We start from the raw sequence: 13,394 nt of genomic DNA on the forward strand, positions 1-13,394 counted from the left end.
AATCCACCGCGTTCTCGGATTCAGGACCGCTTCGCGGCCCAACGGGGATAAATCCCTCGCCACAACTTACTGGAAGGCGCCGCGATTTTGCGCGTTGCGCACCGACACCTGGTCGTTCAGGGTCCAGAAGTCATACAGCACGCCAATAAAGAACAACCCACCCGTCAGCAAATACAGCAAACCGCTGATCCACTTGCCCTGATACATGCGGTGCACACCGAACACACCGAGGAAGGTCAGCAGGATCCATGCGACGTTGTACTCGATCGGCCCGGCGGCAAAGCGCAGGTCGGCTTCGCGATCCATCGCCGGGATCAGGAATACGTCGATCAGCCAGCCAATCCCCAGCAAACCGAAGGTGAAGAACCAGATCGTCCCGGTCACCGGCTTGCCGTAATAAAAGCGGTGCGCGCCAGTGAATCCGAAAATCCACAGCAGGTAGCCGATAACTTTGCTGTGAGTGTCTTTTTCCTTCACGCGGGGTAGCTGATAGCTGTTCATTAAGACCTCATTGAACTCGATAGATAAATATTCTTCATTTCTTTGTGACTTTTTTACAGGTGGCCGACGTATGGCAAATGTTACCGTTGCTAGCGCGAAACCCTTGTAGAACCTGACTTCTGTCGGACAATTGCGTACTTTTTGAGCGTTTTTGGTTCCGTAGCCGGCGGCATGAATCGATGAACGGCCTCGGAACGTCAAAAAAGCTGTTATAAAGTTGCGCGCTATCACTTACGAGCCACGCCTAATGCGACCATTTTTCAAGACATGGCTGACTATTTGCCTATTAATGCCACTGGCCGCCCACGCCACCAATCGTGAGCAACGTCTTCCCAACGTCAACGGCTTCACCCCGAAATCCCATGCTTCGGCTCCATCGAGCAAAAGCAGCAAGTCCAAGACCACCACGCTGAGCAGCAAGAGCCGCAGCAAGCTGGTGCCACCGATGGCGAGCAAGGAAAGCAGCAATGTGCTGAGCCGTGCGGTAAACGTCCTCGGTACACCTTATCGTTGGGGCGGCAGCAGCCCAAGTAAAGGCTTCGATTGCAGCGGTCTGGTGAAATATGCGTTCAACGACGCTACGTTCGACCTGCCACGCACCTCCAACGCCATGGCCAGCGGTCACGGCGAGAAAGTCGAGCGCAAGGATCTGAAGCCGGGCGATCTGATTTTCTTCAACATCAAGAGCCGCCGGGTCAACCATGTTGCCATCTACCTGGGCAACGACCGCTTCATCCACGCACCGCGTCGTGGCAAAGCGGTGAGCATCGACACGCTGAACAAGCCGTACTGGGAAAAGCACTACGTCGTGGCCAAGCGCGTATTGCCGAAAGAGCAACAGCAGCTGCGCGTAGTCCAGCGCTGAGCTGACTGATCCGGAAATCTGCTCAAGCAGTACTGCCCTCTTCGCGAGCAAGCTCGCTCCCACAGGTGAAAGCATTCCAGCTGAAGGAATGCAATTACATGTGGGAGCGAGCTTGCTCGCGAAAGGCCGGTGAGAGCACCGAAAACCTCTTTCAGAAATTATCCGGGGTGCGCGCCTTCTCTCGCGCATGCTCGCGGCTGATCAAGCCCTTGGTCACCAGATCCTTCAGGCACATATCGAGTGTCTGCATCCCCAACGACCCACCGGTCTGAATCGCCGAATACATCTGCGCCACCTTGTCCTCGCGAATGAGGTTACGGATCGCCGACGTCCCGAGCATGATTTCATGCGCCGCCACCCGCCCGCCGCCGATCTTCTTGATCAATGTCTGCGACACCACTGCCAGCAACGACTCCGAGAGCATCGAACGCACCATCGACTTCTCGTCTCCGGGAAACACGTCGACCACGCGATCAATGGTCTTCGCCGCCGAGGTCGTGTGCAGCGTGCCGAACACCAGATGCCCGGTCTCGGCGGCGGTCAGCGCCAGGCGGATGGTTTCCAGATCACGCATCTCGCCAACCAGAATCACGTCCGGATCTTCACGCAGCGCCGAACGCAGTGCGGTGGCGAAGCTGCGGGTATCACGATGGACTTCGCGCTGATTGATCAGGCATTTGCGCGATTCGTGAACGAACTCGATGGGGTCTTCAATGGTGAGGATATGGTGATGGCGATGAGTGTTGAGGTAATCGATCATTGCCGCCAGCGTGGTCGATTTGCCGGAGCCGGTCGGCCCGGTGACCAGCACCAGCCCGCGCGGCGCATCGGTGATCTTGCGGAAAACATCGCCCATGGCGAGGTCTTCCATGCTCAGCACTTTCGACGGAATGGTACGGAACACAGCGCCGGCACCACGGTTCTGGTTAAAGGCGTTGACGCGAAAGCGCGCCACGCCGGGTACATCGAAGGAAAAATCCGTTTCCAGATTTTTCTCGAATTCGATGCGCTGGGTGTCGTTCATGATGTCGTAGATCAGATCGTGCACTTGCTTGTGGTCCAGCGCCGGCAGATTGATCCGTCGCACGTCGCCATCGACGCGGATCATCGGCGGCAGGCCGGCCGACAGGTGCAGGTCGGAAGCGCCCTGTTTGGCGCTGAAGGCCAGCAATTCAGTGATATCCATAGCGTCCCTCAATTCCAGTAGAATGCCGCGAACCTACAGACCGCCGGCGCCTCTTGATGTCCACGATAGCAGACAACATCCTTCAGGTTAGTTCGCGCATCCAGGCAGCGGCCAAAGCCGCGCACCGCGACGAAAACAGCATCCATTTGCTCGCCGTGAGCAAGACCAAACCCGCCCAGGCCCTGCGCGAAGCCTACGCCGCCGGCCTGCGCGACTTCGGCGAGAACTACTTGCAGGAAGCCTTGGGCAAACAGCTGGAGCTGGCCGACCTGCCCTTGATCTGGCACTTCATCGGCCCCATTCAATCGAACAAGACTCGCGCGATTGCCGAGCATTTCGACTGGGTGCACTCCGTGGATCGTCTGAAAATTGCCCAACGCCTGTCCGAACAACGCCCGCCCGAACTGCCGCCACTGAACATCTGCATTCAGGTCAATGTCAGCGGCGAGGCGAGCAAATCCGGTTGCACTCCGGCCGATCTGCCAGCGCTGGCCGCGGCCATCAGCGCGTTGCCACGCTTGAAGCTGCGCGGACTGATGGCGATTCCCGAGCCGACCGAGGAGCGCGCCGAACAGGACGCTGCCTTCGCCGCCGTGCAGGCATTGCAGGCGAGCCTCGATCTGCCGCTCGACACACTGTCGATGGGCATGAGCCACGACCTCGAGTCGGCCATCGCCCAAGGAGCCACCTGGGTGCGGATCGGTACCGCGCTGTTTGGCGCCCGAGATCATTCCCAGTCTTGAACGTTTCCAGATAAGGACCACACATGAGCAACACACGTATTGCGTTTATCGGTGCGGGCAACATGGCGGCCAGTCTGATTGGCGGCTTGCGCGCCAAGGGTCTGGAAGCGGCGCAGATCCGCGCCAGCGATCCGGGCGAAGAAACCCGTGCCAAGGTCAGCGCCGAACACGGCATCGAAACCTTCGCTGACAACGCCCAGGCCATCGACGGCGTCGATGTCATCGTCCTGGCGGTCAAGCCACAGGCGATGAAAGCCGTGTGCGAGGCGATTCGCCCAAGCCTGCAGCCCAATCAACTGGTGGTGTCGATTGCCGCTGGCATCACCTGCGCGAGCATGACCGCATGGCTCGGCGAGCAGCCGATCGTGCGCTGCATGCCCAATACTCCGGCGCTGCTGCGTCAGGGTGTCAGCGGTCTGTACGCGACCAGTGAAGTCACCGCCCAGCAGCGTCAGCAAGCCGAAGAGCTGCTGTCCGCCGTCGGCATCGCCCTGTGGCTGGACGAAGAACAGCAACTGGACGCAGTCACCGCAGTGTCCGGCTCCGGTCCGGCGTACTTCTTCCTGCTGATCGAAGCCATGACCGCCGCTGGCGTCAAACTGGGCCTGCCGAAAGCAATCGCTGAGCAACTGACCGTGCAGACTGCCTTGGGCGCCGCGCACATGGCGGTGTCCAGCGATGTCGACGCGGCCGAACTGCGCCGCCGCGTGACCTCGCCGAATGGCACCACGGAAGCTGCGATCAAATCATTCCAGGCTGGCGGCTTCCAAGCGCTGGTTGAAACCGCACTCGGCGCCGCCGCGCACCGCTCGGCCGAAATGGCCGAACAACTGGGCAAATAAGGAGCCTTACATGATCGGATTGAACACCGCAGCGGTTTACGTGCTGCAAACCCTCGGCAGCCTGTACCTGCTGATCGTGCTGCTGCGCTTCGTCCTGCAACTGGTACGGGCGAACTTCTACAATCCGCTGTGCCAGTTCGTGGTCAAAACCACCCAGCCGCTGCTCAAGCCTTTGCGCCGGATCATCCCGAGCCTGTTCGGCCTCGACATGTCCTCGCTGGTGCTGGCGATTCTGGTGCAACTGCTGCTGATGGCGCTGACCCTGCTGCTGACCTACGGCACCACCGGCAACCCGCTGCAACTGTTGATCTGGTCGCTGATCGGCGTCACTGCACTGTTCTTGAAGATCTTCTTCTTCGCTCTGATCATCAGCGTGATCCTCTCGTGGGTCGCACCGGGCAGCCACAATCCGGGCGCCGAACTGGTCAACCAGATCTGCGAGCCGGCACTGGCACCGTTCCGCCGCTTCCTGCCGAACCTCGGCGGCCTGGACCTGTCGCCGATCTTCGCCTTCCTTGCACTCAAACTGATCGACATGCTGGTGATCAACAATCTGGCGGCGATGACGATGATGCCGGAGATTCTGCGTTTGCTGATGTAACCGAGTGCGTTCGGTCTGACTGACCGAGTCGCCTTTTCGCGAGCAGGCTCGCTCCCACATTGGAATGCATTTCAACTGTGGGAGCGAGCCTGCTCGCGAATGGCTGCACCTCGATCCGAAGCGAAAACGCCGGACCTGATCGTTGCTTGCCGCTAACCCCCCGGTCTTTAGACTTACGCCTCATTTCAACGAGAGCAGGGTCGATGCCAACTGCCTTTCCCGCCGATTCTGTTGGTCTGGTAACGCCGCAAACCGCGCATTTCAGCGAACCGCTGACGCTGGCCTGTGGCCGTTCGCTGGCCGCTTATGACCTGATCTATGAAACCTACGGCACGCTGAACGCTCAGGCGAGCAACGCCGTACTGATCTGCCACGCGCTGTCCGGTCATCATCACGCCGCTGGTTATCACAGCGTCGACGACCGCAAGCCCGGTTGGTGGGACAGCTGCATCGGCCCCGGCAAGCCGATCGACACCAATAAATTCTTCGTGGTCAGCCTGAACAACCTCGGCGGCTGCAACGGCTCCACCGGGCCGAGCAGCATCAACCCGGAGACCGGCAAGCCGTTCGGCGCTGATTTCCCGGTGCTCACCGTCGAAGACTGGGTGCACAGCCAGGCGCGCCTCGCTGATTTGCTCGGCATCGGCCAGTGGGCAGCGGTGATCGGCGGCAGCCTCGGCGGCATGCAGGCGTTGCAATGGACCATCACCTACCCGGATCGCGTGCGGCACTGTCTGGCGATCGCCTCGGCGCCGAAACTGTCGGCGCAGAACATCGCCTTCAACGAAGTCGCGCGTCAGGCGATCCTCACCGACCCGGAATTCCACGGTGGTTCGTTCCAGGAAGCCGGCGTGATCCCCAAGCGCGGGCTGATGCTGGCGCGCATGGTCGGGCACATCACCTATCTGTCCGACGACTCCATGGGTGAGAAATTCGGCCGTGGCCTGAAGAGCGAAAAGCTCAACTACGACTTCCACAGTGTCGAGTTTCAGGTCGAGAGCTACCTGCGTTATCAGGGCGAAGAGTTTTCCGGGCGCTTCGATGCCAACACCTATCTGTTGATGACCAAAGCGCTGGATTACTTCGATCCGGCGGCGAACTTCGACGATGATCTGGCGAAAACCTTTGAAAACGCTACGGCAAAATTCTGCGTGATGTCGTTCACCACCGACTGGCGCTTCTCCCCTGCGCGCTCGCGGGAACTGGTGGATGCGCTGATGGCTGCGCGCAAGGACGTCAGTTATCTGGAAATCGACGCGCCCCAAGGCCACGACGCCTTCCTGATTCCGATCCCGCGTTATTTGCAGGCGTTCGGCAATTACATGAACCGCATTTCGTTGTGAGAAAGCCATGAGAGCTGATCTGGAAATCATTCAGGAGTGGATCCCCGCCGGCAGCCGCGTCCTTGACCTCGGTTGCGGTGACGGCGAGCTGCTGACCTGGCTGCGCGACAACAAGAACGTCACCGGTTATGGCCTGGAAAACGACGCCGATAACATCGCCGAGTGCGTGGCCAAGGGCATCAACGTCATCGAGCAGGATCTGGACAAAGGCCTGGGCAATTTTGCCAGCAACAGTTTCGACATCGTCGTCATGACCCAGGCCCTGCAAGCGGTCCATTACCCGGACAGGATCCTCGACGAAATGCTCCGGGTCGGCCGTCAGTGCATCATCACCTTCCCCAATTTCGGCCACTGGCGCTGCCGCTGGTACCTGGCGAGCAAGGGCCGTATGCCGGTCTCGGAATTCCTCCCCTATACCTGGTACAACACGCCGAACATCCACTTCTGCACCTTCGAGGATTTCGAAGAACTGTGCCGCGAACGTGACGCGAAGGTCATTGATCGGCTTGCCGTGGATCAACAGCACCGCCACGGGTGGGCCAGTAAGCTATGGCCTAATCTGTTAGGTGAAATCGGCATCTATCGCGTCAGTAGTCCCCAGTTGGCGGACCACCGAGTCGCGGTCTGAGCCAGGGCATTTGAAGGAGCACGAACATGAGTCGTCTAGCGTTGCTGTTACTCACCGCCTGCCTGAGCGCCAGCGCCGCTGGCGGCGGACGTCATCAAAGGTGAACGCAAGGAAACCTTCGGTGACGTCACGGTGCACTACAACACGTTCAACTCGACGTTCCTGCAACCGGACATCGCCAAGGCTGCCGAGCTGATCCGCAGCAAGAATCAGGGCGTGATCAATGTTTCGGTGGTCAAGGACGGCAAGCCGGTGATCGCCAGCGTCACCGGCACGATCAAGGACCTGACCAGCAACAGCATGGCGCTGAAATTCCGCCAGGTCACCGAACAGGGCGCGATCTACTACATCGCTCAGTACCCGGTGCCGCAGCAGGAAACCCGCACCTTTGAAATCAAGGTGCAGAACGGCGACAAGATCAACACCATCAACTTCAACCAAGAACTCTTCCCCGGCGAATGATGAACATCAAGCAGCTCGTACTGGCCAGCCATAACGCCGGCAAACTCAAAGAACTCCAGGCCATGCTCGGCGACTCGGTGCAACTGCGCTCGATTGGCGAGTGGAGCAAGGTCGAACCGGAAGAAACCGGCCTGTCGTTTGTCGAGAACGCGATCCTCAAGGCCCGCAATGCCGCGCGCATTTCCGGGCTGCCGGCACTGGCCGACGACTCCGGGCTGGCAGTGGATTTCCTTGGCGGTGCGCCGGGCATCTATTCGGCGCGTTACGCCGACGGCCAGGGCGACGCGGCAAACAACGCCAAACTGCTCGATGCGCTGAAGGACGTGCCGCAAGCCGAACGCGGCGCACAGTTCGTCTGCGTATTGGCACTGGTGCGCCACGCCGATGATCCGCTGCCGATCCTCTGCGAAGGCCTGTGGCACGGGCGCATCCTCAACGCAGCCAGCGGCGCACACGGTTTCGGTTACGACCCGCTGTTCTGGGTGCCGGAGCGCGATTGCTCCAGCGCCGAGCTGAGCCCGGCCGACAAGAACCAGATCAGCCACCGCGCCCGTGCAATGGATCTGCTGCGCCAGCGTCTGGGCTTGAAATGACCACTGATTCTTGCGCGTCGTCGCTGATCATCGGCGGGGCCGCGTCCTCGCCTCGGGCACCGCTGCCAACCCTGCCGCCCCTGGCGCTGTACATCCACATTCCGTGGTGTGTACGCAAATGCCCGTATTGCGATTTCAACTCGCACACCGCCAGCCCGGTGCTGCCGGAGCAGGAATACGTCGACGCGCTGCTGGCCGATCTCGATCAGGATCTGCATGCGGTGTATGGCCGTGAGCTGACTTCGATTTTCTTCGGTGGCGGGACGCCGAGCCTGTTCAGCGCCGAAGCCCTCGGGCGGTTGTTGAAGGGTGTCGAGCAGCGCATCCCGTTCGCCGCCGACATCGAAATCACCCTTGAGGCGAATCCGGGCACCTTCGAGCAGGAGAAGTTTGTCGCCTATCGCAAGCTGGGGATCAATCGGCTATCAATCGGTATCCAGAGCTTTCAGCAGGAGAAGCTTGAGGCCCTTGGCCGCATCCACAACGGTGACGAAGCCGTGCGTGCGGCAGGCATGGCGCGGCAGGCCGGGTTCGATAACTTCAACTTGGACTTGATGCACGGTTTGCCCGATCAGTCGCTGGACGATGCCTTGAGCGATCTGCGCCAGGCCATTGCGCTGAAACCGACGCACATTTCCTGGTATCAGCTGACGCTGGAGCCGAACACGGTGTTCTGGAACCAGCCGCCAGTGCTGCCCGAAGATGACACCCTGTGGGATATTCAGGAAGCTGGGCAGGCGCTGCTGGCCGAGCACGGTTACGCGCAATACGAAGTGTCGGCGTATGCCCAGGCCGGTCGCCCGGCGCGGCATAACCTCAATTACTGGAGTTTTGGCGATTTCATCGGCATCGGCGCCGGCGCCCATGGCAAGTTGAGCCACCCGGACGGGCGCATCGTGCGCACATGGAAAACCCGCCTGCCGAAGGATTATCTGAACCCGGCGAAAAGCTTTCAGGCCGGCGAGAAATCCCTGAGCAATGACGAGATGCCGTTCGAGTTCCTGATGAACGCCCTGCGCCTGACCGCCGGGGTCGAATCGCGCCTGTATCCGGAACGCACCGGCCTGTCGCTGGAGACCCTCGCCGAAGGCCGCCGCGAGGCCGAACAAAGCGGCCTGTTGCAGGTCGAACCGTCACGCCTGGCGGCGACCGAACGCGGCCAGCTGTTCCTCAACGACTTGCTGCAACAATTTCTGAACTGACTTCAGCTCAAAGGGAAAACGCATGGATTTGATACTCGACCTGCTGGCCACCGTCTCCCGCTGGAGCCGCAGCAATCTCTCGGAAATCGCTCTGGCGCTGGTCGGTTGTCTGCTGGTGCTGTTCGGCGCCGACTTCAAAGGCTGGGTCGAACAACGCCTGGGCAGCATCGCCGGCGCCCTGCGCGTGCCCCTGATGGCCCTGCTCTGCCTGATCGGCAGCGGCGCCGCGCTGATCTACGCCACGCCGTGGGTGATCAAAGGCCTGAGCCAGTTCAACAACTACAGCCTGGCGCCGGTGCTGCTGGTGGTGTTAGTGCTGATCGGCGTCGTCGCCGACCGCCGCTGAACCCGCAAACACCCCAAAACGAAATGTGGGAGCGAGCCAGCTCGCGAAGGCGTCATGACATCCAACATCATCGTTGATTGTCAGACCGCTTTCGCGAGCAGGCTCGCTCCCACAGTTGATCGCAATGAAAGGGAAGTTCATGAGTAAAAAACTACTGGATGAGACGAGCAAATTTCTCAGCTTCGTGTTGCGTCACCAGCCTCAAGCGATTGGTCTTACGCTGGATTCGGATGGCTGGGCAAATATCGACGCACTGATTCATGGTGCTGCGCGTGACGGTCGCAATCTCGATCGCGATTTGATTGAAACAGTGGTGGCAAGTAGCGACAAAAAGCGTTTTGCGATTTCCACTGACGGCTTGTGCATCCGCGCTGTTCAGGGCCATTCGACGAAGACTGTCGAGTTGCAGTTCGACGAGAAACACCCACCGCAAACGCTGTATCACGGCACAGCGACGCGTTTTCTCGATTCGATCAATGAACAAGGTCTAATCCCTGGATCACGCCATCATGTGCATCTTTCGGAAGAGATCGTCACTGCCACTTCCGTAGGTCAACGCTACGGCAGCGTAGTGGTCCTCGCAGTCGCGGCGCAGCAGATGCAGGAAGGAGGCTTCAAGTTCTATCAGGCCGAAAACGGCGTGTGGCTGACAGACCACGTACCTGCGCGCTTCATGACAAAACTGTAAATCCGAGATACTCACAACTACTGTAGGAGTGAGCCTGCTCGCGATAGCTGTTTGACACTCAACATCCACGCCGACTGACACACCTCTTCGCGAGCAGGCTCGCTCCCACTATCGGGCCATGGTTCAATGATTCTTCGATAAGCGGCTCTGCGCCTGCAGGATCGCCTTAAGGCCAACGGAATCTTTGCAGCCCAGCGCTATCGCTTTATCGAAGTGTTCGATATTCCCGCTGTCGCGCAGATCGCTGCCATTCACACGAGTCAACGCGAGTATGTAGTAGGCCTCAGCCCGGAACTGGTCTTCGGACAATACCAGGCCAGCTGCGCGGGCTCGCATGGCGGCCATCGGCCCGACCCTGCCGGCAGGCGCCCCGTTTTCTTCAAAACACAGCGAACGTTTGGCCTGCAACGGATAGTCGTCAGCCTGCGTATCAGGCTTGAGCAGCAACTGCTCGAGAGACTGCAAGAATTTCAAATGATCAGGATTTTGCGCATCAAATCGTTCATACGCCTTGTCGCACAAATGGTAATAGCCCACCGCAGCCGCTAACAATCCATCATCCATGGCCTGCTGATAAAGACCACAGGTCTGTAAGCGCGTCTGCTCGGAAAACATCGGGTTGTCCTGCAGGCTGGCCAGAAAATAGGTGGCCAGCGTGTGCCCGCCGTCCGACGCATGCTTGAGGTTATCCACAAGAGCCTCGAGATCACCCTCGGCAACGCGCAACTGTTCAGGGGTGTATTGCACGCTTTCCCCGGCGGCCTCACGCTTGATCCGGTCATTAGCGTCGCGCTCGATCTTTGCCGCCGTTCTCTGCGCACTCGCGAAGTATTCCTCGGGGCTGACTACCCGTTCGCACGCTGCGCAAAACAGCAGCCCCAGAACTACGGTGCAGGCAAAAATGGCTTTCAAGATTTGTCTTCCTTTACAAATGGGGCCTCGAGCTATCGGCGGATCATGGCCAAACTTGAGCGAACCCCAGAAACAACTGTAGGAGCTGCGGCACGCTGCAACCTTTGATCCTCAAAATCAAGATCAAAAGATCGCAGCGCGCCGCAGCTCCTACCGGGGTGTTGCGTGATGCTTAAGACAGTTTTTCGAACTTCAGATCCCACACGCCATGGCCAAGACGTTCGCCGCGGCGTTCGAACTTGGTGATCGGGCGTTCGGCCGGGCGCGGGACGCATTTGCCGTCTTCGGCAAGGTTGCGGTAGCCGGGGGCGACGTTCATCACTTCCAGCATGTACTCGGCGTACGGTTCCCAGTCGGTGGCCATGTGCAGAATGCCGCCAACCTTCAACTTGCTACGCACCAGCTCGGCGAACGAGGCCTGGACGATGCGTCGCTTGTGGTGGCGGCTCTTGTGCCACGGATCCGGGAAAAACAGCATCAGGCGATCGAGGCTGTTGTCGGCGATGCAGCGGTTGAGCACTTCGATCGCGTCGCAATCGTAGACCCGCAGGTTGGTCAGACCTTGGGTCAACACGCCATTGAGCAGCGCGCCGACACCCGGACGGTGTACTTCAACACCGATGAAATCCTGCTCCGGAGCAGCCGCGGCCATTTCCAGCAGCGAATGGCCCATGCCGAAACCGATTTCCAGCGAGCGCGGCGCCGAGCGGCCGAACACCTGGTCGTAATCGACCGGCGCATCGGCCAGCGGCAGCACGTACAGCGGCGCGCCCTGGTCCAGGCCGCGTTGCTGGCCTTCGGTCATGCGCCCGGCGCGCATCACGAAACTCTTGATGCGGCGGTGTTGGCGCTCGTCGCCTTCGTCCGGCTGGACAGGCGTGTCGTTCGATTCAGTCATCAATGGCTCTTACTTGATCAGACCATCCAGCGGCGAAGAGGCGCTGGCATAGAGTTTTTCGGCATACGGCCAGCGAGGTAGGCCAGACGACCCGCGACGATGGCGTGTTGCATGGCTTGCGCCATCATCACCGGCTGCTGGGCGTGGGCGATGGCCGAGTTCATCAGTACGGCGTCGCAACCCAGCTCCATGGCGATGGTCGCGTCGGAAGCGGTACCGACGCCAGCATCCACCAGCACCGGGATCTTGGCTTCTTCGAGGATGATCTGCAGATTGTACGGATTGCAGATGCCCAGACCGGAGCCGATCAGACCGGCCAGCGGCATCACGGCGATGCAACCGATTTCCGCCAGTTGCCGGGCGATGATCGGGTCATCGCTGGTGTAGACCATCACGTCGAAGGCTTCCTTGACCAGCGTTTCGGCGGCCTTGAGGGTTTCGATCACGTTGGGGAACAGGGTCTTCTGATCGGCCAGCACTTCCAGCTTCACCAGGTTGTGGCCGTCGAGCAGCTCACGCGCCAGGCGGCAGGTGCGCACGGCTTCGATGGCGTCGTAGCAACCGGCAGTGTTCGGCAGGAAGGTGTAGCGCTCCGGCGACAGCACCTCAAGCAGGTTCGGCTCGCCTTCGATCTGGCCCAGGTTGGTGCGGCGTACGGCGAAGGTGACGATTTCGGCACCCGAGGCTTCGATGGCCTGGCGGGTTTCTTCCATGTCACGGTACTTGCCGGTACCGACCAGCAAACGCGACTGGTAAGTACGACCGGCCAGCACAAAAGGCTTGTCGCTACGAACGATGCTCATGGGGAATCCTCTTTAGGGGTGAGGGTCTTGCAGAATTCTGTGCCCTCGCGGGCCGGGCGATCAGCCGCCGCCGATGGCGTGGACCACTTCGACGTTGTCGCCGTCGTTCAAGGTGGTATCGGCGTGCTGGCTGCGCGGGACGATGTCCAGATTGAGCTCTACCGCCACACGGCGCCCGGTCAGATCCAGACGGGTGATCAGGCCCGCAACGGTTTCACCGTCGGGCAATTCAAAGGACTCGCCGTTCAACTGAATGCGCATGCACAACGCCGCCATCATTTTTAGGGGCTGGCATTCTAGCCCGATCATGACCTAAAGGTCAGTACCAAGCGTCAAGCGGTTAGCTGCAAGCGCCAGGCGGCGAGGCCGAGGCAAACCCAACCGATGAGAAACGCGAGGCCACCAAACGGCGTGATGATGCCGAGCTTGCTGATGCCGGTCATGGTCAGCACGTACAGGCTGCCGGAGAACAACAGGATGCCGATGGTGAAGGACACGCCGGCCCAAGTGATCAGTCGCCCTTGAATCTGCGTGGCCAGCAGCGCAACGCCGAACAGCGCGAGTGTGTGCACCAGTTGGTAGGTGACGCCCGTGTGGAAAATCGTCAGGTATTCCGGGGTCAGGCGGTTTTTCAGGCCATGGGCGGCGAACGCGCCCAGCGCAACGCCGGTGAATCCGAAAAAAGCGGCCAGCATCAAAAAGCCACGCAGCATGGGGAACTCCAGTCAGACGCCATCGGCAGGGTCTGTATAATGGCCCGCTCCACGGGTTCGGCCAAGCC

Annotated in this window: 16 protein-coding genes and 2 pseudogenes; 11 read left to right on the plus strand and 7 right to left on the minus strand. The window is 60.0% G+C overall.

The window, feature by feature from the left end; translation table 11 throughout:
- Nucleotides 1–66 precede the first annotated feature (66 nt).
- Complete coding sequence (locus tag LJU32_02685) at nt 67–501, minus strand: TM2 domain-containing protein (GenBank protein ID WKV89366.1); 435 nt, start codon at nt 499–501, stop codon at nt 67–69.
- Nucleotides 502–748: 247 nt separating this feature from the next.
- Between LJU32_02685 and LJU32_02690 the strand changes: the two genes are divergently transcribed.
- Nucleotides 749–1,366: a C40 family peptidase gene (locus tag LJU32_02690; protein ID WKV89367.1), complete on the plus strand. Its 618-nt coding sequence runs from the start codon at nt 749–751 to the stop codon at nt 1,364–1,366.
- A gap of 151 nt (nt 1,367–1,517) precedes the next feature.
- Here LJU32_02690 and LJU32_02695 read toward each other — a convergent pair whose 3' ends face one another.
- Nucleotides 1,518–2,552 (minus strand): type IV pilus twitching motility protein PilT, encoded by a 1,035-nt coding sequence (locus tag LJU32_02695; protein WKV89368.1) that lies wholly within the window; start codon nt 2,550–2,552, stop codon nt 1,518–1,520.
- Between the two features lie 56 nt (nt 2,553–2,608).
- On the opposite strand from LJU32_02695, the gene LJU32_02700 reads away from it, so the two are divergent.
- The 10 genes and pseudogenes from LJU32_02700 to LJU32_02745 all read left to right on the plus strand — a co-directional run bounded on the left by LJU32_02700 (nt 2,609) and on the right by LJU32_02745 (nt 10,000).
- Nucleotides 2,609–3,295 carry a YggS family pyridoxal phosphate-dependent enzyme gene (locus LJU32_02700; protein ID WKV89369.1) on the plus strand — a complete coding sequence of 229 codons (687 nt, stop codon included), beginning with the start codon at nt 2,609–2,611 and terminating at the stop codon, nt 3,293–3,295.
- 23 nt (nt 3,296–3,318) lie between these two features.
- Entirely contained in the window at nt 3,319–4,137 is an 819-nt protein-coding gene (gene proC, locus LJU32_02705; GenBank protein WKV89370.1) for a pyrroline-5-carboxylate reductase, read from the plus strand.
- 10 nt (nt 4,138–4,147) lie between these two features.
- The gene (locus tag LJU32_02710; protein WKV89371.1) at nt 4,148–4,738 is read left to right on the plus strand and encodes a YggT family protein; all 591 of its coding nucleotides are present in this window, start codon (nt 4,148–4,150) and stop codon (nt 4,736–4,738) included.
- Between the two features lie 203 nt (nt 4,739–4,941).
- Nucleotides 4,942–6,081, plus strand: a complete 1,140-nt coding sequence (locus tag LJU32_02715; GenBank protein WKV89372.1) for a homoserine O-acetyltransferase — start codon at nt 4,942–4,944, stop codon at nt 6,079–6,081.
- Between the two features lie 7 nt (nt 6,082–6,088).
- The gene (metW, locus tag LJU32_02720; GenBank protein WKV89373.1) at nt 6,089–6,709 is read left to right on the plus strand and encodes a methionine biosynthesis protein MetW; all 621 of its coding nucleotides are present in this window, start codon (nt 6,089–6,091) and stop codon (nt 6,707–6,709) included.
- Between the two features lie 26 nt (nt 6,710–6,735).
- A pseudogene (locus LJU32_02725) lies at nt 6,736–7,171 on the plus strand (DUF4426 domain-containing protein).
- On the plus strand, nt 7,168–7,764 hold the full coding sequence (gene rdgB, locus LJU32_02730; protein ID WKV89374.1) for an RdgB/HAM1 family non-canonical purine NTP pyrophosphatase: 597 nt from the start codon (nt 7,168–7,170) through the stop codon (nt 7,762–7,764). Before LJU32_02725 ends, rdgB begins: the two are co-directional and overlap by 4 nt.
- Nucleotides 7,761–8,966: a radical SAM family heme chaperone HemW gene (hemW, locus tag LJU32_02735; GenBank protein WKV89375.1), complete on the plus strand. Its 1,206-nt coding sequence runs from the start codon at nt 7,761–7,763 to the stop codon at nt 8,964–8,966. Before rdgB ends, hemW begins: the two co-directional genes overlap by 4 nt.
- Nucleotides 8,967–8,988: 22 nt before the next feature.
- Nucleotides 8,989–9,312 (plus strand): DUF3392 domain-containing protein, encoded by a 324-nt coding sequence (locus LJU32_02740; GenBank protein ID WKV89376.1) that lies wholly within the window; start codon nt 8,989–8,991, stop codon nt 9,310–9,312.
- 139 nt (nt 9,313–9,451) lie between these two features.
- Nucleotides 9,452–10,000, plus strand: a complete 549-nt coding sequence (locus LJU32_02745; protein WKV91024.1) for an RNA 2'-phosphotransferase — start codon at nt 9,452–9,454, stop codon at nt 9,998–10,000.
- 123 nt (nt 10,001–10,123) lie between these two features.
- Here LJU32_02745 and LJU32_02750 read toward each other — a convergent pair whose 3' ends face one another.
- The 5 genes and pseudogenes from LJU32_02750 to LJU32_02770 form a co-directional block, all read right to left on the minus strand.
- Nucleotides 10,124–10,912: a hypothetical protein gene (locus LJU32_02750; GenBank protein ID WKV89377.1), complete on the minus strand. Its 789-nt coding sequence runs from the start codon at nt 10,910–10,912 to the stop codon at nt 10,124–10,126.
- 172 nt (nt 10,913–11,084) lie between these two features.
- Nucleotides 11,085–11,810 (minus strand): tRNA (guanosine(46)-N7)-methyltransferase TrmB, encoded by a 726-nt coding sequence (gene trmB, locus LJU32_02755; protein ID WKV89378.1) that lies wholly within the window; start codon nt 11,808–11,810, stop codon nt 11,085–11,087.
- A 9-nt stretch (nt 11,811–11,819) separates the two neighbouring features.
- Nucleotides 11,820–12,613, minus strand: a pseudogene (locus LJU32_02760) (thiazole synthase).
- A gap of 60 nt (nt 12,614–12,673) precedes the next feature.
- The gene (thiS, locus tag LJU32_02765) at nt 12,674–12,874 is read right to left on the minus strand and encodes a sulfur carrier protein ThiS (GenBank protein ID WKV89379.1); all 201 of its coding nucleotides are present in this window, start codon (nt 12,872–12,874) and stop codon (nt 12,674–12,676) included.
- 71 nt (nt 12,875–12,945) lie between these two features.
- Nucleotides 12,946–13,326 (minus strand): DUF423 domain-containing protein, encoded by a 381-nt coding sequence (locus LJU32_02770; GenBank protein ID WKV89380.1) that lies wholly within the window; start codon nt 13,324–13,326, stop codon nt 12,946–12,948.
- Nucleotides 13,327–13,394: the final 68 nt, after the last annotated feature.

This window comes from Pseudomonas sp. B21_DOA, from assembly GCA_030544685.1.
GTDB lineage: Bacteria > Pseudomonadota > Gammaproteobacteria > Pseudomonadales > Pseudomonadaceae > Aquipseudomonas > Aquipseudomonas fluorescens_AO.

Coding starts and splice junctions, on each gene's coding strand:
- LJU32_02685 (WKV89366.1), bottom strand. CDS start 501: ATGAACAGCTATCAGCTACCCCGCGTGAAGGAAAAAGACACTCACAGC.
- LJU32_02690 (WKV89367.1), top strand. CDS start 749: ATGCGACCATTTTTCAAGACATGGCTGACTATTTGCCTATTAATGCCA.
- LJU32_02695 (WKV89368.1), bottom strand. CDS start 2,552: ATGGATATCACTGAATTGCTGGCCTTCAGCGCCAAACAGGGCGCTTCC.
- LJU32_02700 (WKV89369.1), top strand. CDS start 2,609: ATGTCCACGATAGCAGACAACATCCTTCAGGTTAGTTCGCGCATCCAG.
- proC (WKV89370.1), top strand. CDS start 3,319: ATGAGCAACACACGTATTGCGTTTATCGGTGCGGGCAACATGGCGGCC.
- LJU32_02710 (WKV89371.1), top strand. CDS start 4,148: ATGATCGGATTGAACACCGCAGCGGTTTACGTGCTGCAAACCCTCGGC.
- LJU32_02715 (WKV89372.1), top strand. CDS start 4,942: ATGCCAACTGCCTTTCCCGCCGATTCTGTTGGTCTGGTAACGCCGCAA.
- metW (WKV89373.1), top strand. CDS start 6,089: ATGAGAGCTGATCTGGAAATCATTCAGGAGTGGATCCCCGCCGGCAGC.
- rdgB (WKV89374.1), top strand. CDS start 7,168: ATGATGAACATCAAGCAGCTCGTACTGGCCAGCCATAACGCCGGCAAA.
- hemW (WKV89375.1), top strand. CDS start 7,761: ATGACCACTGATTCTTGCGCGTCGTCGCTGATCATCGGCGGGGCCGCG.
- LJU32_02740 (WKV89376.1), top strand. CDS start 8,989: ATGGATTTGATACTCGACCTGCTGGCCACCGTCTCCCGCTGGAGCCGC.
- LJU32_02745 (WKV91024.1), top strand. CDS start 9,452: ATGAGTAAAAAACTACTGGATGAGACGAGCAAATTTCTCAGCTTCGTG.
- trmB (WKV89378.1), bottom strand. CDS start 11,810: ATGACTGAATCGAACGACACGCCTGTCCAGCCGGACGAAGGCGACGAG.
- thiS (WKV89379.1), bottom strand. CDS start 12,874: ATGCGCATTCAGTTGAACGGCGAGTCCTTTGAATTGCCCGACGGTGAA.
- LJU32_02770 (WKV89380.1), bottom strand. CDS start 13,326: ATGCTGCGTGGCTTTTTGATGCTGGCCGCTTTTTTCGGATTCACCGGC.